The sequence below is a fragment of the Rhizobium sp. CBN3 genome (genome assembly GCF_030518245.1).
In the GTDB taxonomy this organism is placed as follows: domain Bacteria; phylum Pseudomonadota; class Alphaproteobacteria; order Rhizobiales; family Rhizobiaceae; genus Rhizobium; species Rhizobium aethiopicum_A.
In genome coordinates, this window is record NZ_JAULSE010000018.1 from 52,509 (window position 1) to 70,615 (window position 18,107).

Annotated in this window: 16 protein-coding genes; 6 read left to right on the top strand and 10 right to left on the bottom strand. The window is 58.8% G+C overall.

The window, feature by feature from the left end:
• Positions 1-19: 19 nt before the first annotated feature.
• Positions 20-1,783: a bifunctional diguanylate cyclase/phosphodiesterase gene (locus QWJ46_RS23475; RefSeq protein WP_302754168.1), complete on the top strand. Its 1,764-nt coding sequence runs from the start codon at positions 20-22 to the stop codon at positions 1,781-1,783.
• 37 nt (positions 1,784-1,820) lie between these two features.
• Here QWJ46_RS23475 and QWJ46_RS23480 read toward each other — a convergent pair whose 3' ends face one another.
• The 9 genes from QWJ46_RS23480 to QWJ46_RS23520 form a co-directional block, all read right to left on the bottom strand.
• The gene (locus QWJ46_RS23480; RefSeq protein ID WP_167862233.1) at positions 1,821-3,476 is read right to left on the bottom strand and encodes an alpha-keto acid decarboxylase family protein; all 1,656 of its coding nucleotides are present in this window, start codon (positions 3,474-3,476) and stop codon (positions 1,821-1,823) included.
• A gap of 38 nt (positions 3,477-3,514) precedes the next feature.
• Positions 3,515-4,339: an MBL fold metallo-hydrolase gene (locus tag QWJ46_RS23485; protein WP_302754169.1), complete on the bottom strand. Its 825-nt coding sequence runs from the start codon at positions 4,337-4,339 to the stop codon at positions 3,515-3,517.
• Between the two features lie 116 nt (positions 4,340-4,455).
• Positions 4,456-5,484: a sugar phosphate isomerase/epimerase gene (locus QWJ46_RS23490; RefSeq protein ID WP_302754170.1), complete on the bottom strand. Its 1,029-nt coding sequence runs from the start codon at positions 5,482-5,484 to the stop codon at positions 4,456-4,458.
• Between the two features lie 123 nt (positions 5,485-5,607).
• Complete coding sequence (gene iolE / locus QWJ46_RS23495) at positions 5,608-6,546, bottom strand: myo-inosose-2 dehydratase (RefSeq protein ID WP_184459164.1); 939 nt, start codon at positions 6,544-6,546, stop codon at positions 5,608-5,610.
• Positions 6,512-7,069 (bottom strand): hypothetical protein, encoded by a 558-nt coding sequence (locus QWJ46_RS23500; RefSeq protein ID WP_302754171.1) that lies wholly within the window; start codon positions 7,067-7,069, stop codon positions 6,512-6,514. The genes iolE and QWJ46_RS23500 overlap by 35 nt, the downstream gene beginning before the upstream one ends.
• The gene (locus tag QWJ46_RS23505) at positions 7,066-8,184 is read right to left on the bottom strand and encodes a ferritin-like protein (RefSeq protein WP_302754172.1); all 1,119 of its coding nucleotides are present in this window, start codon (positions 8,182-8,184) and stop codon (positions 7,066-7,068) included. The genes QWJ46_RS23500 and QWJ46_RS23505 overlap by 4 nt, the downstream gene beginning before the upstream one ends.
• A 99-nt stretch (positions 8,185-8,283) precedes the next feature.
• Positions 8,284-10,155 carry a GMC oxidoreductase gene (locus tag QWJ46_RS23510; protein WP_302754173.1) on the bottom strand — a complete coding sequence of 624 codons (1,872 nt, stop codon included), beginning with the start codon at positions 10,153-10,155 and terminating at the stop codon, positions 8,284-8,286.
• Positions 10,156-10,250: 95 nt separating this feature from the next.
• On the bottom strand, positions 10,251-11,681 hold the full coding sequence (locus tag QWJ46_RS23515; RefSeq protein WP_302754174.1) for a glycoside hydrolase family 15 protein: 1,431 nt from the start codon (positions 11,679-11,681) through the stop codon (positions 10,251-10,253).
• A gap of 225 nt (positions 11,682-11,906) precedes the next feature.
• Positions 11,907-12,251, bottom strand: coding sequence for a helix-turn-helix domain-containing protein (locus QWJ46_RS23520; RefSeq protein WP_184459159.1), 345 nt, complete (start codon positions 12,249-12,251; stop codon positions 11,907-11,909).
• A gap of 182 nt (positions 12,252-12,433) precedes the next feature.
• Here QWJ46_RS23520 and QWJ46_RS23525 point away from each other — a divergent pair, with 182 nt between their 5' ends.
• Both QWJ46_RS23525 and QWJ46_RS23530 read left to right on the top strand, forming a co-directional pair.
• Positions 12,434-13,072, top strand: a complete 639-nt coding sequence (locus QWJ46_RS23525) for an acyl-homoserine-lactone synthase (protein WP_302754175.1) — start codon at positions 12,434-12,436, stop codon at positions 13,070-13,072.
• A gap of 155 nt (positions 13,073-13,227) precedes the next feature.
• Positions 13,228-13,953: a LuxR family transcriptional regulator gene (locus QWJ46_RS23530; protein WP_184459157.1), complete on the top strand. Its 726-nt coding sequence runs from the start codon at positions 13,228-13,230 to the stop codon at positions 13,951-13,953.
• A gap of 17 nt (positions 13,954-13,970) precedes the next feature.
• Here QWJ46_RS23530 and QWJ46_RS23535 read toward each other — a convergent pair whose 3' ends face one another.
• Positions 13,971-14,435 carry an Lrp/AsnC family transcriptional regulator gene (locus QWJ46_RS23535; protein ID WP_302754176.1) on the bottom strand — a complete coding sequence of 155 codons (465 nt, stop codon included), beginning with the start codon at positions 14,433-14,435 and terminating at the stop codon, positions 13,971-13,973.
• A gap of 123 nt (positions 14,436-14,558) precedes the next feature.
• On the opposite strand from QWJ46_RS23535, the gene alr reads away from it, so the two are divergent.
• From alr to QWJ46_RS23550, 3 genes are all read left to right on the top strand, one after another.
• On the top strand, positions 14,559-15,692 hold the full coding sequence (gene alr, locus QWJ46_RS23540; protein ID WP_302754177.1) for an alanine racemase: 1,134 nt from the start codon (positions 14,559-14,561) through the stop codon (positions 15,690-15,692).
• Between the two features lie 30 nt (positions 15,693-15,722).
• Positions 15,723-16,991, top strand: coding sequence for a D-amino acid dehydrogenase (locus QWJ46_RS23545; RefSeq protein WP_302754178.1), 1,269 nt, complete (start codon positions 15,723-15,725; stop codon positions 16,989-16,991).
• Between the two features lie 79 nt (positions 16,992-17,070).
• On the top strand, positions 17,071-18,090 hold the full coding sequence (locus tag QWJ46_RS23550; protein WP_302754179.1) for an AraC family transcriptional regulator: 1,020 nt from the start codon (positions 17,071-17,073) through the stop codon (positions 18,088-18,090).
• Positions 18,091-18,107 lie beyond the last annotated feature (17 nt).

The following is an 18,107-nucleotide window of genomic DNA, read 5'->3' on the forward strand; positions in this document are numbered from 1 at the left end:
GCACTCTTTAAAATGTTCGATGCGACATTCGGGCGAACGAAACAGCGAGATCGCCTTGAGCAACAAACGATCCAGGACAAATGTCGAGCTTGAGAACCTGCTTCGCCAGCTTGGACTGGCCCTTGAAGCCTCCGGGATTGGGATTTGGCAGCACAACATCCCCAAAAACCAGACGCGATGGGATGAACAGCTCAAATTGATCTATGGCGTTCCGAAAGCGCCGCTCGATGTCATCTGGCTCGACAGTATCCACCCCGACGACCTGGTGCCGACAAACGAGATATTTCTGCGCGCGATCGAAAGCAAATCGGATTATGCGTCCGAGTTTCGCATCATTCGGCCGGATGGAGCGACCCGCTATCTGCGTTCGCGTGCTCGTTATTTCGTCGATGCCGCCGGCGACCCATGCTTTGTGGGCGCCGAATGGGATGTGACGGACGACGTACTTCTCAACAAGGAGCTGGAGAGGAGCCGGGCGGAGGCGCGGTTCGCGGCCGATCACGATCACCTCACCGGTCTGTTGAACCGGCGCAGCTTCGATTTCGCCCTGTCCGAACTTGCCGGGCAGGAGAGCGTCAAGGTTGCGCTTCTTCATATCGACGTGGACCATTTCAAGGAGATCAACGACCGCTTCGGGCATGCGGTCGGCGACCTCGTTCTCTGTCACGTCAGTAAAATTCTGCTGGAGGCCATTTCAGCCGGTGACGTCGCGGCACGGCTCGGCGGCGACGAATTCGCTGTCGTCATCACCGAGGACGAGTGCGACAAGACGATCGCTGTGCTCGATCATATTCAGAGACGTCTGGAAAGCCCACTTCCTGTCGGCGATCAGACGCTCATCGTGCAGTGCTCGATTGGCGTTGCCAGCGCCATGAGCGCCGATTTCGCCAAGCTGCTCTCCCAATCCGATCTGGCGCTGTACCATGCCAAACGCAACGGCCGGAATCGGGCCGAGATTTTTTCCGACGAAATGGCGTCGACGCTGGCGAACGAAAGGCAGCTGGCCCAGGATCTGCGGTCCGGGCTGGCGCTCGGCCAGATCCGTCCATTCTACCAGGTGCAGGTCGATGCCAAATCTTGCCGCGTGAATGGTGTCGAAGCGCTGGCGCGGTGGCATCATCCCACTCGAGGAATTCTCGCCCCGGCGCATTTCCTGTCCATCGCCTCGTCTAATGGACTGGTTGCAGAGCTTGACGACGTCGTTCTGAAGGCTGTCCTGTCGGACATGAAATCATCCGCGCTGCTCGAAGGCATCCGCGTGTCCGTCAATCTGTCTGCCGATCGTCTCGACGATCCCGAGCTGGCGGCGAAGCTCGACGGCTATGACATCCCGTCCGGCCGATTGAGCTTCGAACTGATAGAGACGATATTCCTGGACAGCCTGAGTGATCAGGTGCGGCAGAACATCGAGGCGATCAAGTCTTTCGGTATCGACATCGAAATCGACGATCTCGGGTCCGGGCATGCTTCCTTGCTGGGTTTGCTCGAGCTGCGGCCGGATCGGGTCAAGATCGATCGCCAGCTGGTGACGCCGATCCTGCAATCGGTGCCCAGCCGTCGGCTGGTCGGCTCATTGGTCGACATAGCGCGGGCGCTGGATATGGAAGTGATCGCCGAAGGCGTGGAAACGCTCGAGCATGCCAACGTGCTTGCCGCGCTCGGCGTCCACACCCTCCAGGGTTATGCGTTCGGACGACCGCAGTCGTTTGCCGACCTGTCGGCGCGATTGGAGCAGGAGACATTCGATTGCCAGCGGGCCGACATTGTTGGGGCCAGTCGATAACGAGTGGTTCTGCACTTTGCTTAAAAGCGGAGCCGCTCTAGCTTGCTTTCCAGTTCGCATTATTGGGAATTGACCGCTGAGGCACGACGACCTGGATGATGGACGGACTGTTCAGGTTTTCTTTTGCGGCGTTTATGGCGTCCTGCAGTTCGCCATAGGTGTCCACTTTCCAGCCCCGGCAGCCAAAGACCTCTGCCAACTTGCTGTAATTCCATCGGTGCAGGATGCAGGAATTGTAGAACGGCTTGTTATCATGGAAAACCGATGCATCGGCAAGCCATTGCTCCACGCCGTAGATGCCGTTGTCCATCACGAAGATGATCGGGTTGAGATTGAAGCGGGTTTGTGTCGAGAGGCATTGAGCGGTCATCTGAAACCCGCCATCTCCGGCAAAGACCAGCAGCCTCTGTTTAGCTTGCTTCGCCAGCGAAACCCCGGTCGCGGCCGGGCCGATATAACCGATCGCCGAATAGGATGATTGGACGATGAAACCGCGGCGAGCCCCCACTTCAAGAAGCAGGCTCCCGAAATAATTCAAACTGGCGTCGGCACCAACGATGGTATTTCCGTCGATCTGCTGCTGAATGAAATCGTAGAAGCCCTGATAGGTTATTTCGCCCGCCGGATTCACAATCGGCGCTTGTCGGGCCGTTTTCGCCGGAAGGCTTTGGGCTTTGCATGTCAGCCTTTTGTCGATCAAGCCGTTGACGAGATCCGCCAGCGAAACCTGTGAGTTGAAGATCGTGCCGTATTTCACCGCATCCCAGGAGGCGAATGCGGTTTTGTCGAGATCGATGGGCCAGCCCAAATCGTTGATATCAGTCAACCAGACGCCCAGCGCCAATACGAAGTCGGAGTCTTTGACCAGAGACTGGACATAAGGTGACGACGATTTCCCATCGAACACGCCGGCAAATTGGACATCGTCTTCCGACAGGATGGCCTTGCTCAAAAGTTCGGTCACGTAGGGAATTTTGAGGTCCCGGATAAGCCGCTCCGCCTGTTCGTGAAGGCCGAACCGGTCGATTTCGACCCCGATCCAGATCAGCGGTTTGGTGGCATTTTGCAATCTTTCGCTGATTTGCGCGATCGACTGATTGAGACTGTCCTCGTCGGATATGTCAGGGGACGCTTTTAATGCAGTCGATGGGCGCGTGCATTCCAGGTCGACCATATCCTCGAGCAACTCGATATAAACAGGACGTCTTTCCGTGATGCACTGTGTCAGCGCATAATCTATCAGCATTGGCGCAAGATGAGGACTGTCGATGCGAACAGTAGCGGCCGTGATATATTCGAACACCTGACGATCCGTTTCCCGTCCGCTGATGAAGTGATGCGAACTATAGCCGGTTTGTTCGAATCTCAGCGTTTTCTGGATGCTTGGCGCACCGTTGATCAGAACGACCGGCACTTTCTCGACGTAAGATCCGGCGATCGCATTTGTCGCGCAAAGCGAGCCTGCGGAATAGGTGACGCACAGCGCGCCAATTCCTTTCAGTCTCGCATAACCGTCGGCCGCATAACCGGCATTCAGTTCATTCACCTCTTCGATGACCTGAATATCGCTTTTCTCGACATAGCTGTTCACCCATTCGATCGAATAATCGCCCGCCACGGAAAAAAGGTGTCCCAGGCCCAGTTCGCGAAGTCTGTCGACCAGATATTGTCCAACCGTGTATGTATCGCCCATGTTCCAGCGGCTCCCCTGTTGACGAGAATTGACGCATATTAGAATTCGCTCGCGTTATCGAATAAGCGCGGTATGTATATGTCGAATATTCCGGGGCATTTTCGTTCGGGAAATCTTTCCAGCAGGAAGCGCTTGAAAGCATCATTGGTGAGTCCGTTGCCGGCGGCCTCCATGGCGACGGACAAATACTCTATATTTTTGGCAACCTCGTTTTTGTCCGCCGGAAAGCCGTGACCGGGAAGAAACAGCTCATAGTCGGACAGCAGCATGCCCTGCAAAATCCCAATCCAATGCTCCATGTATTTCGTCAGATAGAGGTGGGTTCCGCTGTAAATCAGGTCTTGCGCGATAAAAACGCCGACATCAGGAAGACCTATGGTGAGGAGAAAATCGATCTCCGTATCAACGACTTCATCAAATACGTATTTGACTCCGTCGATGATCTCGTGGCCGGCGCGAACGGTTTTTTCGGGAATGACCAAGGTCTTCGGAGCGAGGTTGCCCAATTTCCAATGGTCATTCAGGGAATCCTGGCCATGCTGCCTCAGGAACTCCTTCGTTTCCGACAGTGCATGAATCGGAATGTCGCTGAATGCGGCTCCCAGGCCGAACCAATGGTCGGGGTGCCTGTGCGACAGGTAAATCCGGTCGATCTCCTTGCCGATACTGTCGGCATACGCCCTGAATTGCAGCGCATAGGGAACGAGGAATTGCCCATCGACAAGAACAAGCTTGTTCCTGCTTTCGATGATGTGCGTTGCATTGGCGATATTGTCATCCGTGAAAGCCGAAATGAACGTGTGAATACGAACATCGCCTGCTCGCCTGACGATTTTAATGGGCTCCGGCAATTGCGTCACCATCGGTATCTCCCTGTTTGAAGGTCGTTTTCTGAGGTTTGACGTTCACCCGGGGATGGCGGAGATGTGGTTCCGCAGCATTCCCGGGCTGTTTCCAACACGTGCGCGGCGGAGCGCCATCACGGATGAGATCGACGGCCGTGGGACGCGATCTTTTCCTCCAATGTCCTCAGGGCGGCGCGCGCAACGTCGTAGGCGCTGTCGACGCCCGCCTCCGGCGCGTCCTCGCCGGGCCGCCAGAAGCGTCTGCGCGTCATTCGCATCGCGCTCTCGAAGGGGGGAATCGCGTTAAACACTTCGACGAGATAAGGGCCGGAATAGACCGGCTCGATTTCGTCCAGCATGATCTCCCAGGGAATCCAGCTGTCTCTGACAGCGCCCCGGTCCGGCGCTGAGATATGAACGTAATTCAGCCGGCTCTGCTGTGCTGCCCGGGCGACATTTTTCCTGAAGATCGCCGGCCCCTGGCTTTCCATCACGACCTGAGCCGTATCGATCGTGACGCCACAGACCGGGATGTCGGCGCTTTCGAGAAAATCCAGCACTTCCGAGACCATGGTCGCCCCGGGCGTTTCCCAATTCTTGACGGGTTCGATGGCGAGCTTCACCCTCTTCTCGGCAGAATATTGCGCCAATTCCCGGAAGATGGAGGCTGCCGCCGCATATCGTGGCTTCATCCAATCCTGAAGCGCGTCGCTCCAGATCCCTTCACCGTCATCCGTCAGCGGAAAGATACCATAGGGGTACAGGAACGGCCCCGACATGATCGTATTCTCTCCGCCCAGCACCGAGGTAATGTCGACGCGGGATTTGAGATAGGACAAAGCCTGCTTGCGCTGTTCTTCGTAGGGCGAGGTCGGATCGAAGGTTCGCGTGGTCCCCACATTGGTTGTGAATTTCACGTCCCGGAAGCCGGCCTGATCGAACGCCCTTTTGAGGCTGATATAGCTTTCGATCTCAGCATGATGACCGATATGGGCCGGTCCTGGGGCGATATGCACATCGAAGCCGGTGTAGCCGATCTCGGTAAGAGCTTTCAGATGTCTGACGAGAACCTGGGTGTAGCCCGCGTCATTCGGCCTCAAATCGGCTGTAAACATAAAGAAGCTGAAATATATATCTCGCCTGCGTGCCTCTTCCATCTTCATCGCTCCAGCTGTGGCTATCCAGGAATGCGTGGTTCAGGATGACGTCTCGCCCGGCATTGCGATGAGGCGAGATCCGTCCCGCCTCCCTCACATTGCGAGGTGAAACAAACGGTCCGCGCCGGGCTACCATCCAAGCAGCTTGCGCAGGTATTCGCGGCCCATTTTCGCGTATTGCAGCGGATTGGCCTTGGCCGGGTCCTGCTCTGCCTCGACGCAGATCCACCCGGCGAAATCCGCCTCGGCCAACGCATCGAGAATTTCCGGAAAGGTCTCTATCGAGCCGTCACCCGGCACGGTGAAGATCCCCGCCTCGATCCCTTGTTGGAAGGACAATTCCCTGTGGTGAATCCTCGTAACCACCTCGGCGCGAATGTCTTTCAGGTGAACATGCTTGATGCGGTGGGCGTATTTTCTGGCCAGCGCCAGCGGATCGACACCGGCAGCCGCCTGGTGTGCGGTGTCGAGAAGCATGTTGACCAGGCGAGGATCCGTCTCGTCCATGAGCCGGTGGATCGCTTCCGTCTTCATCACCCCTGTTCCGAGATGCGGGTGATAGCAGAGCCGGCGGTTACGGGCCCTGGCTTTCTCTCCCGCTGCGTGAAGGCCTTCGATCAGCTGTTTCCACTGGTCCTCGGAGAATTCGGGGCAATTGGGAAACAGGGCGACCGGAAGCGGATTGACCGCTCCGCCAAACTCGGCGACGACGAGATCGGCCCTGCGCGGATCGTCGCTGCCGCCTTCCATGGCTTCGAGGAAGTCGAGCTGAGCATCGACGCTTTCAAGCGTGTGACGATTCATCGCCTTGATGGTGAAGTAAGTGCTCACCCAAGGCTCGGAAATCCGCAATCCCCTGAGTTCGAGGACGGGGCGCAAGATTTTCGGATCCGTCGGATATTTATGGCCGACGCCGCACCCGACATAGCCGGCGAGCGCCATTTCACTCAGAGCCTGCTCGTAGGGGATGCCGATGTCGATGTTGATGAAATCGTCATTCCACCAGAGCGTGGGGATGACGCCGAGCCAGACCTTAGCGGGCGTCAGTCGATGCAGATATTTCGTCATGGCGTTGATCCAGTTCTTTGAAGACAAGCGGAAGTGGCGTCAGGTCAGGTTTTGGAACGGGGGCCGGAGCCGGAATTTTCGGTGGAAAGGCCCAGGAGCCGAAACCCTGCCCCTTGGCGCCCGCAGGGTGAGCTCCGATTGCCTTCCAGAGCAGACCCTCGATATAGGCATCGGGAGAAACGACGAAGGTGGTATTCGCAGGCCTGGGGCCAAAGCGCTCCGTCCAGGCGGAGGGCAGCTCGAACCAGGTGCCGGAATACCAGAGCTTGATCAGCCCGCGGGCCACGTCTCCGAGCAATTCATTGCCGAGGATGGTCGTGCGCACGGCGTGGATACGGACCTCGCTTTCCGGCGGTGGCAAGGCCGTGAAAGCGGCCAGCAGCGCGTCGGTGATCTCGCTGCCGACCACCGTATCGAGCGTGGCGAGATAGCGTTCTGCCAGGCCGGTTCCTAGAAGATCGAAGTAGGAGAAGGCCGTCAATTCGACGGAAAGACCCAGAAAGGGCTCGAAACGGCTGGTCATGCGTTCACCTCCGCCTGCCGGGTGACGGCTGGCTGTTTGATACCGCCGGGGATCTCATAGGTGGGGCTGCCGTTCTTACCGGGATGCTTCGGCAGGGGATTGCGGATGAGTTCGAGGATCATGTTGCGGAATTCGAACATCATCGGAACGGCTTCCAGCAGCAGGCTGGGCTGGCCGTTATAGGCACGCGTCAAAAGCTGGAGAAATTCGCCATAGCGCGTGTTGAAGGCGATCGCCGCCTCACGCAGTTCCGAACCTTCGAGTATGTCCCCCACTTTCAGGTTCTCTTTTATGGGATAGGCGCCCTCCCAATCGACCTGCAGGTGCGGACCTGTGGGTTGGCCGGGCTGGTCGCCCTTCTGGTAGTAGCGGCCTTTGACCAGTTCCTCGAAACGATAGTAATGGGCCAGTTCGTGGTCGTCATCGTCGTAGATACCGCCACCGTCGCCCTCGCCCTGTTCGATGATGAGGTCGATGGCTTCCAAGGCACTTTTCAGATCGGTCACCGGAAACAGCTCGCCGCCGCCGGAGTAATAATATTCCGAGGTGATCTGGCGCGACCTGTCGCCGGTAAAGATGGTTGTGCCCGCCTCATGCGCTTCGGCTTCCAGGTATTTGATGCCTTCCGCGATGGCCGAGTAGAACTCGCCGATACTGTAGAAATGGAAGTCCTCATGCCTCGGATGGCTGGCAAGCGCGGTGATGTCAGGCGGGGTTTTGCGGTATATCAGACCCTTGCCGACGAGATGTTCAGGACGCTGGGCCGGCCGCTCGATTTTCAGGAAGGTCGCTAGCGCCTCACGGCCGAAAGCCTGGATGCCGACCTTGAAATCGGTCTCACCGTCCGGCAGGGCAGCGGGATAGCTGGCTACGAAGTCCGGCCTGACAAGATCCGGCTTGCCGCCGATGGCATTGAGAATATTGGCCGCGATCGTCAGATGCAGCATTTCTTCCACGACGATCACGCGCAGAACCTGGGTTGCATCCTGGTTGACGCCGGGCTTGATCGAGTAAAGCGCCGTCAGATACGGCGGAATCGTCGCATGCTCGAGCTGCATCGCCCGGTAGAGAAACTCTTTCAGCTCATCGAGCGTCTTGATACTAGAGGAATCCATGCTCATGCTCCATGAAAGATAAATTGGGTGCACCGGCCGGCTTCGTGTCGCTTGCATCGAACCCATCGGTTCGTTCCCGCAATGGATGCCGGCCTTCGTTCAATGCAGAGACTTCAGAATGTTGCGACCGCTTCGGAAGCACATGGCAGCCAGCGTCAAGGTGACATTGGCCGTGCCGATCGTCGGCATGCTGCCGCCGCCCACGAGATAGAGATTTTCGTGGTCCCAGCTGCGCTGGTTCTTGTCCACGACGGAATTGGTCCTCGTCGTTCCCATGATATGGGTGCCGGCCAGATGATTGCCGCCGCGGATCGCATAGCCTTGTCCCTCATAGGCCACATAGCCGTAGTCGCTGCGGTCGTAATGGGTATGGTCCTGCGCGCCCAGGCGCGTAAAGACGGTGCGCGCAAACTGGCGGCCATAGGCGGCACCCTTCATGGTATATTCCGGAACCGTGAAGGAAAGGATGGGCCGCATGTTGCCCAGAGCATCGGTATATTGCGGATCCACCGTGATGCGGTTGCTTTCGACGGGCATCACCTCGATCATGAACGCCAGCAGCAACTGCCGCGAAACCTGGTCGACCATGCCGCGCCGAAGATCCGCGCCGTAGAGGTTGCGATCATCCACCAGTTCCAGAAGGTCGGAGGTCGGCGCACCTGTGGCCCAACCCCAGCCGTCGTTATGGATATCGATGGCGAAGGCGGCCTGCTTTTCCCGGAAAGGGCCGTCCCGCAGGTCGACGATACCGCCCGTCGAACTGGTTCCGCGCATCGTGCCGCAGATCTCAGGCATCAGCGCCCAGTTCAGCAGATAGGCGTGGTCCATCAGATTGCGTCCGACAAGACCGCTGGTGCTGCGCAGGCCGGAGGCCAGCATAAGACGCGCCGTTTCGATGGCGCCTGCCGCAAGCACGAAAATCTTGCCCTTCACGGTGATGGTCTCGTGGGCCGGTGAGGCCGGGTCCTTGTAAATCTTAACCTCGAGAGAGCGGACTTTCCCGCTATCCGGATCGATGTTGACCTTCGATGCGACCGCCTGCGGCAGCAGTTCGACAAGCCGCTCGCCGCCTTTCCCATTTACCGCGAACGCCTTGGCAAGCGTTTTGCCAGAGTGGTAGCGCGCTTGCACGGGACAGAGCGGTACGCAGTTGGTGTTGCCCTGGCAGCGACCGCCCTCTTCGACCTGATGCGTATCGACGGCGCCGATTGGACGGTAGCCCTTCCCACCGTCATAGGCCGGGTTGGGTATGCCATTGCGCCCCTGCGGATAGGGCCTGACCTTCAGAGGATAGGTCTTGTCGTAAAGTTCGACACTGGTGCCCTCGATGCCTTTATTGACCTGCTGATCCAGATAGGAGAGCGGCAGGCCGCGCATAGGAAAGACATAGTCGTCCGGGAAGGTCTGCCCGAGATATTGCTGATCCTCGACATTCGCCGATACGCCGATTTCCCGCTCGGCCAGGCGGTAATCCTCCTCGACTTCCTCAAAGCTCAGCGGCCAGTCCAGCCCCTGGCCGAAGAGCGTGCGCGTCTTGAAGTCGGAGCGAAGCAGGCGGGGCGTTTTCGCCTCCCAGTGCATGGTCGTTCCGCCGAAAATACGGGTATATACCGTATCACTGACATAAGGGCCGGATTGAACGATATAGTTCGAGCTATCGGTTTCCCCCGCCTGCAGCTTGCGAAGCTGCGGGCTGCGGGGTATGGCCGCGTTCGCATTTAGCGGAAAGGGCGACTGGTTGTCCTTGGAGGCTGCCGAATAAAAAGTCGTCAGCAGATTGTCATAGCCTGCCAGAGTGACATTGGAACCGGTTCCGGCTTCAAGGATAAGGACACGTTTGCCCGCTTCCGCAGCCTGCTTGGCAATGATTGCTCCGGAAATTCCGCTGCCGACGATCACGATATCGTAGTCGCCAGACTCTGCGACGGTCTTGGCATCGGCTCTTATTGCCGATTCGAGGGGAAAAAGCACTTTGGTCCTCCATTATTCCCGGAAGCCGCATCAGGCTTTGCGGATCATGCGTTCTGGAACTCAATCGAGATTTCAGGCTGGGCGGCCTGAAATCGTCATGATCTCGGGCCGCGGGAGTTTCGGGGTTTGGACTTGGCGGCCGCGGCGCCGGCAGAGCGGGCTCTGACTGCGGAGAGAAAGGAAGCATAGCTCCAGGTCAGATTCCGGACGCTTTTCTCGTAGCCGACGGTACCATCGAACTGTTCGCTCAGCTCGTAGTGATCGCTGTGATAGACGATGGCGCGCAGCATGACGTCAGACGAAGCCCGCAGGGCAGCCGACGCTTCGGCGGCGCTGCTGGATGCGCCAAGTCCCAGTTCCGCGAAGAAGGGTTCGGAGAACTGATCGAGGGGGATGGCGCCGCTGGCATCGATGGCATTGGCAAGCCGATATTGAAACTCGGCGAAGTTGGCGGTGCACAGGGCCCAGGGATGCCCGCCGACCACTGGAGCCGCCACATCGCCATCGTAATGGTCGCCTGGATAGCGCCCGAAGAGTGGTCCGAGCCCTTTGGCGGCGTCGGCGCCATTGATCGGGTAATAGTTCGAAGACGAAGGATCGGCCCACTGGCGCCGCAAGATGGCCGCCGTTGCCAGAAGCTTGGTATCGGTCGGCTCGATCCCGCCATAGCAGACCGAAGAGACGATATCGATGTTCGCGTCATAACCGGCTTGCTCCGCAGCATCCAGAATGCTCACATAGAGCTGCCCGTTCCAATGGGTGGCCAGCTGGCTTTCCAGCCAGGAGATGGCATCGGCCACCCCGGCAGGCACCGCAATGCCGATCGTGTTTGTGGAAATTTCCCGGAAAAAGCGGAGCTGTACGGCTCTTGCGAAAAACGAATAGCCCTCATATTCCTCCCAGAGATTTGTGGTCTTGTTCTGGTAGACTTCGAGAAGATAAGCGAGGTTGGTCTCGATCAATTGTTTGGCGATCGTCTGCGTGGCGCCATCCAGCTGATCGAACAGGGTCAGGATCGCAATCGACTGAATGGCCGGCCCGTCATTCTGCTCCGACCACGGACGAACCTCGCCGGTGATGGTGAAGCAGGCGTGGCCAAGTGTGACGGCGTCGGAATTCTTCGCATTCGCCTGGCAGAGCGCGGCGAAGTTCACATAGTCGACCAGGCTCGGCAAAACTCCGCCCGGAACGGGCAGCAAGCCGGCAAGCGCGATTTCGATGGCCGTAATGGCCCCGTCGCGGACCCAGTTGAAAACGTAGTCCTGGTCGACCCCCGGCGTATTCGCTGGGTAGGAGGGGGCGGCAATGATGCAGCCGGGGGCCGAAAAGACGCCGGGCGATGTGGGATCCTCAATGACATATCCATCGCTTGTGATGTTGCGCATCATCAGAAGAGCAAAATAGCGCGACAATGCGACCAGATCGGTCTGCGCGAAGGCAGGCCGCGGTTTGACGGCAGGCGCATTGGCGCCGATATGGGCCGGGTTCGCACCCGTCATTGACTGACTCCAAAGCGCAACTGTCATTGACTGACTCCAAATCGTTGAGACCTGCCGTGATCAGATCGAGGAAATATTGCGGCCAAATGGGCGTTGAGAGTGAATACAAGGTCTCTGCGGAGGGCAGGGTGGCTGGCCGTCTGCCCTCGGTGCAACTGAACCTTTAACGTGAAAGATCGTCGACGATCTTCTTTTTATCAACCTAAACGTGTTGAGCTCAGGTCAAAAAATCTCAGAGAATTGCGCTTGGCTTTACGGGTGCTCCGGCGGGATGGATTCGACCAGCCCAACGAGATTGGACCGTGTTGCCGCAGACCGGTTGCGCAACGCCAGAACCATTTGCAATTCCGTGGGAGAGATCGCGCTGTTCCTATGCCAGTCCATCGTGCCGCGCCCGAGCAGCAGCCAGTCGAGGGAGACATCCAGCAGATCGGCGAGCGCGCAGGCGCTTTCCAGCGAGGTATGACCGCCATTCTGCCAGCGTGAGACGGCGGCGACGGACACGTCTAGTTCGGCCGCCAGGGCGTGAACTTTCCGGAACTTGCCCCGGGATATCGCCTCTCGAATACGTCTGCCGCGTGCCATGTCGTAGGTCATCAAGAATCCCCCCTTTGGTTGCTTTAAACTTGGCAATAACCAAGAGCTTCCGATCGGCGAACATCAGGAACTTCTTATGGAAGGGGAAGACAAAACCAAGCACTGGTCAACCTGGTGAAATATCCAGATTGATCCCGCTCGGCCTCCTGTTGTGAAACGTCAGCACATCAGGAGGGACCGATATGTTGCGGATACTCACCAAAGACATGCTCGATACCGATCGACGTGCTTTCGATGAAATGTTTCGGGCTCGCGCCGCCGTCTTTCGCGATCGGCTGGGATGGCAGGTCGATGTCAGGGATGGGTGGGAAAGGGACCGATACGACGAGGCTGAGGATCCCGTCTATCTCGTCACGCACCAACCTTCCGGCACGCTGACAGGTTCGCTGCGCCTGCTGCCGACCACCGGAGCGACGATGCTCAAAAGCGAGTTCCGGCATTTCTTCGACCAGCCCATCGACGTCGATAGCCCGACGACCTGGGAATGTACCCGCTTTTGCCTTCATCCGCATGCCGGGCAAATGGAGCAATCGCGGGCAGTCGCCACGGAGCTGCTCTCAGGGCTTTGCGATCTTGCGCTCGAGACCGGGATCGAGAGCATTGTCGGCGTCTATGACGCCGCGATGATTGCTGTGTACCGCAGGATCGGCTGGAGACCGACGGCGCTTGCCCGATCCCGGCCGGAGATCGGCAAGCTGTATGTTGGCCTATGGGATGTGACGGCGGAGAATTGTCGGACACTTAGGGCCAATCTGTCCCAACTTCAGGAGCAAGCCTCTCCCAATCCTGCCGGAGCCCTTGTCGATGCCGGCATGCGGTAATCGGAGTCGCTGTCCCGCCGCTTTGTAGTGGGATCGTCAGTTTTTAACCTGTTCTTCATGTCGCGCCACGGCTGTTGAAAAATATGCTGTTCTCGGCACTCGCGAGATGTTACTAATGCGAGCAGTTAGGAAATTTCACAACCACGAGTCCACTCATGCTGAGCAGTTCTCGTTTTTTCTACTGTCTGGAGCGGATCTCCGCATCGCCGACACTGCAGGATCTGGAAACAGCGCTGGACGAAGTCCGCCATATCTATGCGATCTCGCACATGGTTCTGCATGTGACCCGTTTCGCAGGGGCGGCGGCGGGCAATCCATTGCTGATGCTGACCTATCCGCCCGAATGGGTGAAACAATATCTTGAGCGGGACTACTTCAGCATCGATCCCGTCGTGCGTCTCGGCCGGCGCGGCTTCCTGCCGGTGGAGTGGTCGGCGTCGAAATGGGATACAGGCCGGGCGCACGGCTTCTTCAAGGAGGCGATGGCCTTCGGCGTCGGCCGGCAGGGCGTGACCCTGCCGGTGCGGGGACCTCAGGGCGAGCGATCGCTGTTTACGGTCACCTCCAATCATCCCGATGCCTACTGGCGGCAGTTCCGCGTGGACAGCATGCGCGACCTCCAGTTTCTCGCCCATCATCTTCACGACCGGGCAATGGTCTTGTCGGGCATGCGCGCGGTTGCGGATTTTGCACAACTGTCGCGCCGCGAGGTGCAATGCCTTGAGATGACGGCCAATGGCCTTCTGGCAAAGCAGATCGGCGCCCGATTGTCCATTTCGGTCAGCGCGGTGCAGCTCTATCTCGCCTCGGCGCGCCGGAAACTGACCGTCGCGACGACGAGCGAAGCGGTCGCCAAGGCGACGGCGCTCGAACTGATATAAGTCTGCCCGGTTCCTGCTCAGCGTTTGCCCCTGCTGCGCGTCGCCAGAACGTTTCGGATCGAGAAGCTGGAGTGAATCCTGAGGACGCCTGGCAAGGCCGACAATATCTCCTTATGGATCCGTTCGAACTCGCCGGCATTGGCGACTTCCACGCGCAGCAGGTAGTCGGATCCACCTGTCATCAGGAAACATTCGCGGATTTCCGGATGGCGGCGGACAGCCGCCTCGAAACGGTCGAGATAGTCTTCCGTCTGCCGTTCGAGGGTGATGTTGATGATGACGGCAATCATCGCATCCGCATTGCCCGTATCGAGAAGCGCGGTATAGCCGCGGATCACGCCCGTCTTTTCCATGATTTTGATGCGTCTGAGGCAGGCCGATGGCGAGAGGCCGACCTCGGCGGCCAGCTTGGCATTGCTCATGCGGGCGTCGAGGCGCAGCAGCCTCAGGATGTTGCGATCTGTCGTGTCAAGAGCGGGCATGATCGATTGTTCCGAACTTTCGCGGATCATGCGCATAATATGCAAATCATGCAATAATAGACGACAAAATAACCGGTAATATCGCTCATTCTTTCATATATTGCCTGGAATAAGAGGGTGAACATGGACAGCGATATTTTGGTTTCCCATGCCGGTACCGCCACGATCGCGCAGGGAGCCACAGGCTATCTCAGAATCGATCTTGCTGCACTCGGCCGCAATTATCGCAAGCTGGTGTCGATGCTGGCGCCGGTTCGAGCGGGCGCCGTCGTCAAGGCCGATGCCTATGGCCTCGGCGCGGAACAGGTGGCGAAAACGCTCTACGGCCAAGACTGCCGGCATTTCTTCGTTGCTCAATTCGTCGAGGCGGCGAGGCTCCGGCCGGTGCTTCCGCAGGACGCGCAGATTTTCGTGCTGAACGGCCTGCAGCCGGGCAATGAAATTGCCTGCGTCGAAATGAATATTGTTCCGGTTCTGAATTCGCTCGCCCAATGGCAGCAATGGTCGGCGGCGGCGCGCGCGCTGAAGCGCTGCCTGCCGGCTGTCCTGCAATTCGACACCGGCATGTCGCGGCTGGGCTTTCCCCCGGAGGAAAGGGCGGATCTGGCAACATCCTTTCGCAATGGCACCAATATCGAAGTCCTGTTCATCATGAGCCATTTGGCTTCGGCCGATGAGACCGATGGCGAGCAGAATAGCGACCAGCTGGCAGAAATGTCCTGCATCGCCGACGAATTTCCAGGGCTCGACGTTTCCTTCGCCAATTCCGGCGGCGTCTTCCTCGGCGAGGCCTATCACGGCGTGCTCGCCCGGCCGGGCATCGCGCTTTATGGCGGCGCTCCGTGCGCCGGCACGACGAACCCAATGGAGCCGGTCGTCAGCCTCGATGTCGCCGTCGTACAGACGCGGACCGTATCACAGGGCACGAAGGTTGGTTACGGCGGCGCGCATATCGCGCAACGGGAAATGCGTCTCGCCACCATTGCCGCCGGCTATGCCGACGGTCTGCCGCGCTGCCTCAGCGACCGCGGCGCCGTCTATTACAGGGGCACGCGCCTGCCGATCGTCGGCCGCGTTTCAATGGACAGCATCACGGTCGATATGTCGGCGCTGCCCGAAGGCGCGCTGACGCTCGGCAGTCTCGTCGAAGTGCTCGGTCCGCATCAGACGCTTGAGGATATTGCGCGCGATGCCGACACCATATCTTATGAAATCCTGACCGGTCTCGGCGATCGGTATCACAGGCAATATCGTTGAGAGCCGGCTGGCTGCATTCTTGGGGACATCATGAAAGTCATCGTTCTGGGTGCCGGCATCGTCGGTGTCACTTCCGCTTATCAGCTGGCCAAGGCAGGCCATGAGGTTACCGTCGTCGAGCGGCAATCGGGGCCGGCGCTGGAGACGAGCTTTGCCAATGCCGGCGAAGTCTCCTTCGGCTATTGCTCGCCATGGGCGGCACCCGGCATTCCGATGAAAGCCATGAAATGGCTGTTCATGAAACATGCGCCGCTCATCCTGCGCCCGAAATTGGACATGGCCATGCTCTCCTGGATGGCGAGGATGCTGTCGAACTGCACCTCCGAGCGCTACGCGATCAACAAAAGCCGCATGCTGCGCCTTGCCGATTACAGCCGCATCGCGCTCGCCGAGCTTCGCGCCGAAACCGGCATCGCCTATGACGAACGCATGCAGGGAACTCTGCAGCTGTTCCGCACGCAGCAGCAGCTTGATGCTTCGGCCAAGGACGTCAAGGCGCTCGCCGCCGACGGCATTCCCTATGATGTGCTGGACCGGGATGGCTGCATCCGCGTCGAGCCGGCGCTGAAGCATGTGCGCGAGAAGATCGTCGGCGGCCTGCTGACGCCGAAGGACGAAACCGGCGACTGCTTCAAGTTCACCAATGCGCTGGCCGCCAAAGCCGAGGCTCTCGGCGTCCGCTTCGCCTACGGCACGACGATCAAGGGGCTCGATGTCGAGGCCGGCCTTGTGCGCGGGGTCGTCACCGCTCGCGATCCCGATCGCGACCACGAGCGGATGAGCGCGGAGGCTGTGGTGGTCGCGCTCGGCAGCTACTCGCCGCTGCTGCTGAAGCCGCTCGGCATCCGCCTGCCGGTCTATCCGGTCAAGGGCTATTCGCTCACCATCCCGATTACCGATGCGTCACGCGCGCCGGAATCGACCGTCATGGACGAGACTTTCAAGATTGCGATTACCCGGCTCGGCAATCGGATCCGCGTCGGCGGCATGGCCGAAATTTCTGGCTATACCAACGATCTCGGCCTGGCGCGCCGCAGCACGCTCGAACATTCCGTCACCGATCTCTTCCCCGGCGGCGATGTTTCCAAGGCTTCCTTCTGGTCCGGCCTGCGCCCGATGACGCCCGATGGCACGCCGGTCATCGGTCCGACGAAGATCAAGGGCCTCTTTCTCAATACCGGTCACGGCACGCTCGGCTGGACCATGAGCACCGGTTCGGCCCGGCTGATCGGCGACCTCGTCGGCGGCCGTACGCCCGATATCGACGCCAGGGATCTTGCCGTTAGCCGATACGGCTGACGCGAAATGGACGACAGGCGGATAAACGATATGGTACAAATCGCTTTTTATTCGCGGGCATCACTGTAGGAGGTCACGAATGTCCGTTAGCCCCGATCGGCATGCCCCAGGCAGCGTGGTCCAATCATCGGCCGTGGCGAATATGTCGTTTCGGGCAACGGTGCATAACGGAACCGACGCGGATCAACTCGCGGAAGCACTGTCGACGCCGAGATCCACCATAAGGGTTTCGACCGAAGGCACGATGCCGATTGCATACCGCTGCAATTTCATCTCGATGGAAGATGTCAGCGTTGCCGATTGCTCTTATGAAGGCAGGATTTTCTGCAAGCGGGAAGGGGTCGCCGATAAACTGGCTATGTTTCTGCCAAAGCAGGGGATGATGTGGTTCGGCGGCAAGCAAGAGCCGACATATTCGGTGCCCGGTCGCGGCGTGATCCTGGAACAGGGCAGCGTCAGTGGAACGGGTATTGTTGGCCCCCGCAGTCATTTCTGTCTTTTCATCGACCGTGCCAAGATCGCCGCGCAGCTCTCCCATATGTGCGAGCGGACGATCAGCGGCGATGTCGGCTTCCATACCGACATTGATCTGACGGTCGGTCCGGGATTCCTCCTGCAACAACTCGTCTCAAACCTCCACAGCGGCCTCAGCGGCAACGGCTTGCTACAACGCTCACCTCTGGCCGTCAGATCGCTCTGCGACGCGGCGGTGTACCTGCTTCTGGAGACATGTCCGCATCACTATTCAGAGGAGCTGGCGCGTGCCGCTCCGCTCCCGGCCCCCCGCCATGTGAAATGGGCCATGGATTTCATGCAGGAGCACATCGCCGATCCGATCTCGCTCAGCGAGATCGCCATGGCGGCCAAGGTAAGCGTTCGGACTTTGCAGCAGGGTTTCCGGCAGTTCAGGAACACCACTCCGATCGCCTACCTGCATGAAATCCGGATGGTTGCCGCCCATCGCGAGCTGCTGCAATTAGACGGAACGCAGCCCATCGGTGATATCGCGCTGAGATGGGGCTTCACCCATCTCGGACGCTTTGCCGCCGAATACAAGAAGCGCTTCGGTCAGCTGCCCTCACAGACCGTGAAGCGCTAGAGCTCCGACGCGGTTCC

What these genes read in the sequence shown, in the direction of transcription:
- QWJ46_RS23505 (WP_302754172.1), bottom strand. Translation starts at nt 8,184, where the DNA reads ATGGATTCCTCTAGTATCAAGACGCTCGATGAGCTGAAAGAGTTTCTC.
- QWJ46_RS23535 (WP_302754176.1), bottom strand. Translation starts at nt 14,435, where the DNA reads ATGCCCGCTCTTGACACGACAGATCGCAACATCCTGAGGCTGCTGCGC.
- alr (WP_302754177.1), top strand. Translation starts at nt 14,559, where the DNA reads ATGGACAGCGATATTTTGGTTTCCCATGCCGGTACCGCCACGATCGCG.
- iolE (WP_184459164.1), bottom strand. Translation starts at nt 6,546, where the DNA reads ATGACGAAATATCTGCATCGACTGACGCCCGCTAAGGTCTGGCTCGGC.
- QWJ46_RS23500 (WP_302754171.1), bottom strand. Translation starts at nt 7,069, where the DNA reads ATGACCAGCCGTTTCGAGCCCTTTCTGGGTCTTTCCGTCGAATTGACG.
- QWJ46_RS23490 (WP_302754170.1), bottom strand. Translation starts at nt 5,484, where the DNA reads ATGAAGATGGAAGAGGCACGCAGGCGAGATATATATTTCAGCTTCTTT.
- QWJ46_RS23520 (WP_184459159.1), bottom strand. Translation starts at nt 12,251, where the DNA reads ATGACCTACGACATGGCACGCGGCAGACGTATTCGAGAGGCGATATCC.
- QWJ46_RS23525 (WP_302754175.1), top strand. Translation starts at nt 12,434, where the DNA reads ATGTTGCGGATACTCACCAAAGACATGCTCGATACCGATCGACGTGCT.
- QWJ46_RS23485 (WP_302754169.1), bottom strand. Translation starts at nt 4,339, where the DNA reads ATGGTGACGCAATTGCCGGAGCCCATTAAAATCGTCAGGCGAGCAGGC.
- QWJ46_RS23545 (WP_302754178.1), top strand. Translation starts at nt 15,723, where the DNA reads ATGAAAGTCATCGTTCTGGGTGCCGGCATCGTCGGTGTCACTTCCGCT.
- QWJ46_RS23550 (WP_302754179.1), top strand. Translation starts at nt 17,071, where the DNA reads ATGTCCGTTAGCCCCGATCGGCATGCCCCAGGCAGCGTGGTCCAATCA.
- QWJ46_RS23530 (WP_184459157.1), top strand. Translation starts at nt 13,228, where the DNA reads ATGCTGAGCAGTTCTCGTTTTTTCTACTGTCTGGAGCGGATCTCCGCA.
- QWJ46_RS23515 (WP_302754174.1), bottom strand. Translation starts at nt 11,681, where the DNA reads ATGACAGTTGCGCTTTGGAGTCAGTCAATGACGGGTGCGAACCCGGCC.
- QWJ46_RS23475 (WP_302754168.1), top strand. Translation starts at nt 20, where the DNA reads ATGCGACATTCGGGCGAACGAAACAGCGAGATCGCCTTGAGCAACAAA.
- QWJ46_RS23480 (WP_167862233.1), bottom strand. Translation starts at nt 3,476, where the DNA reads ATGGGCGATACATACACGGTTGGACAATATCTGGTCGACAGACTTCGC.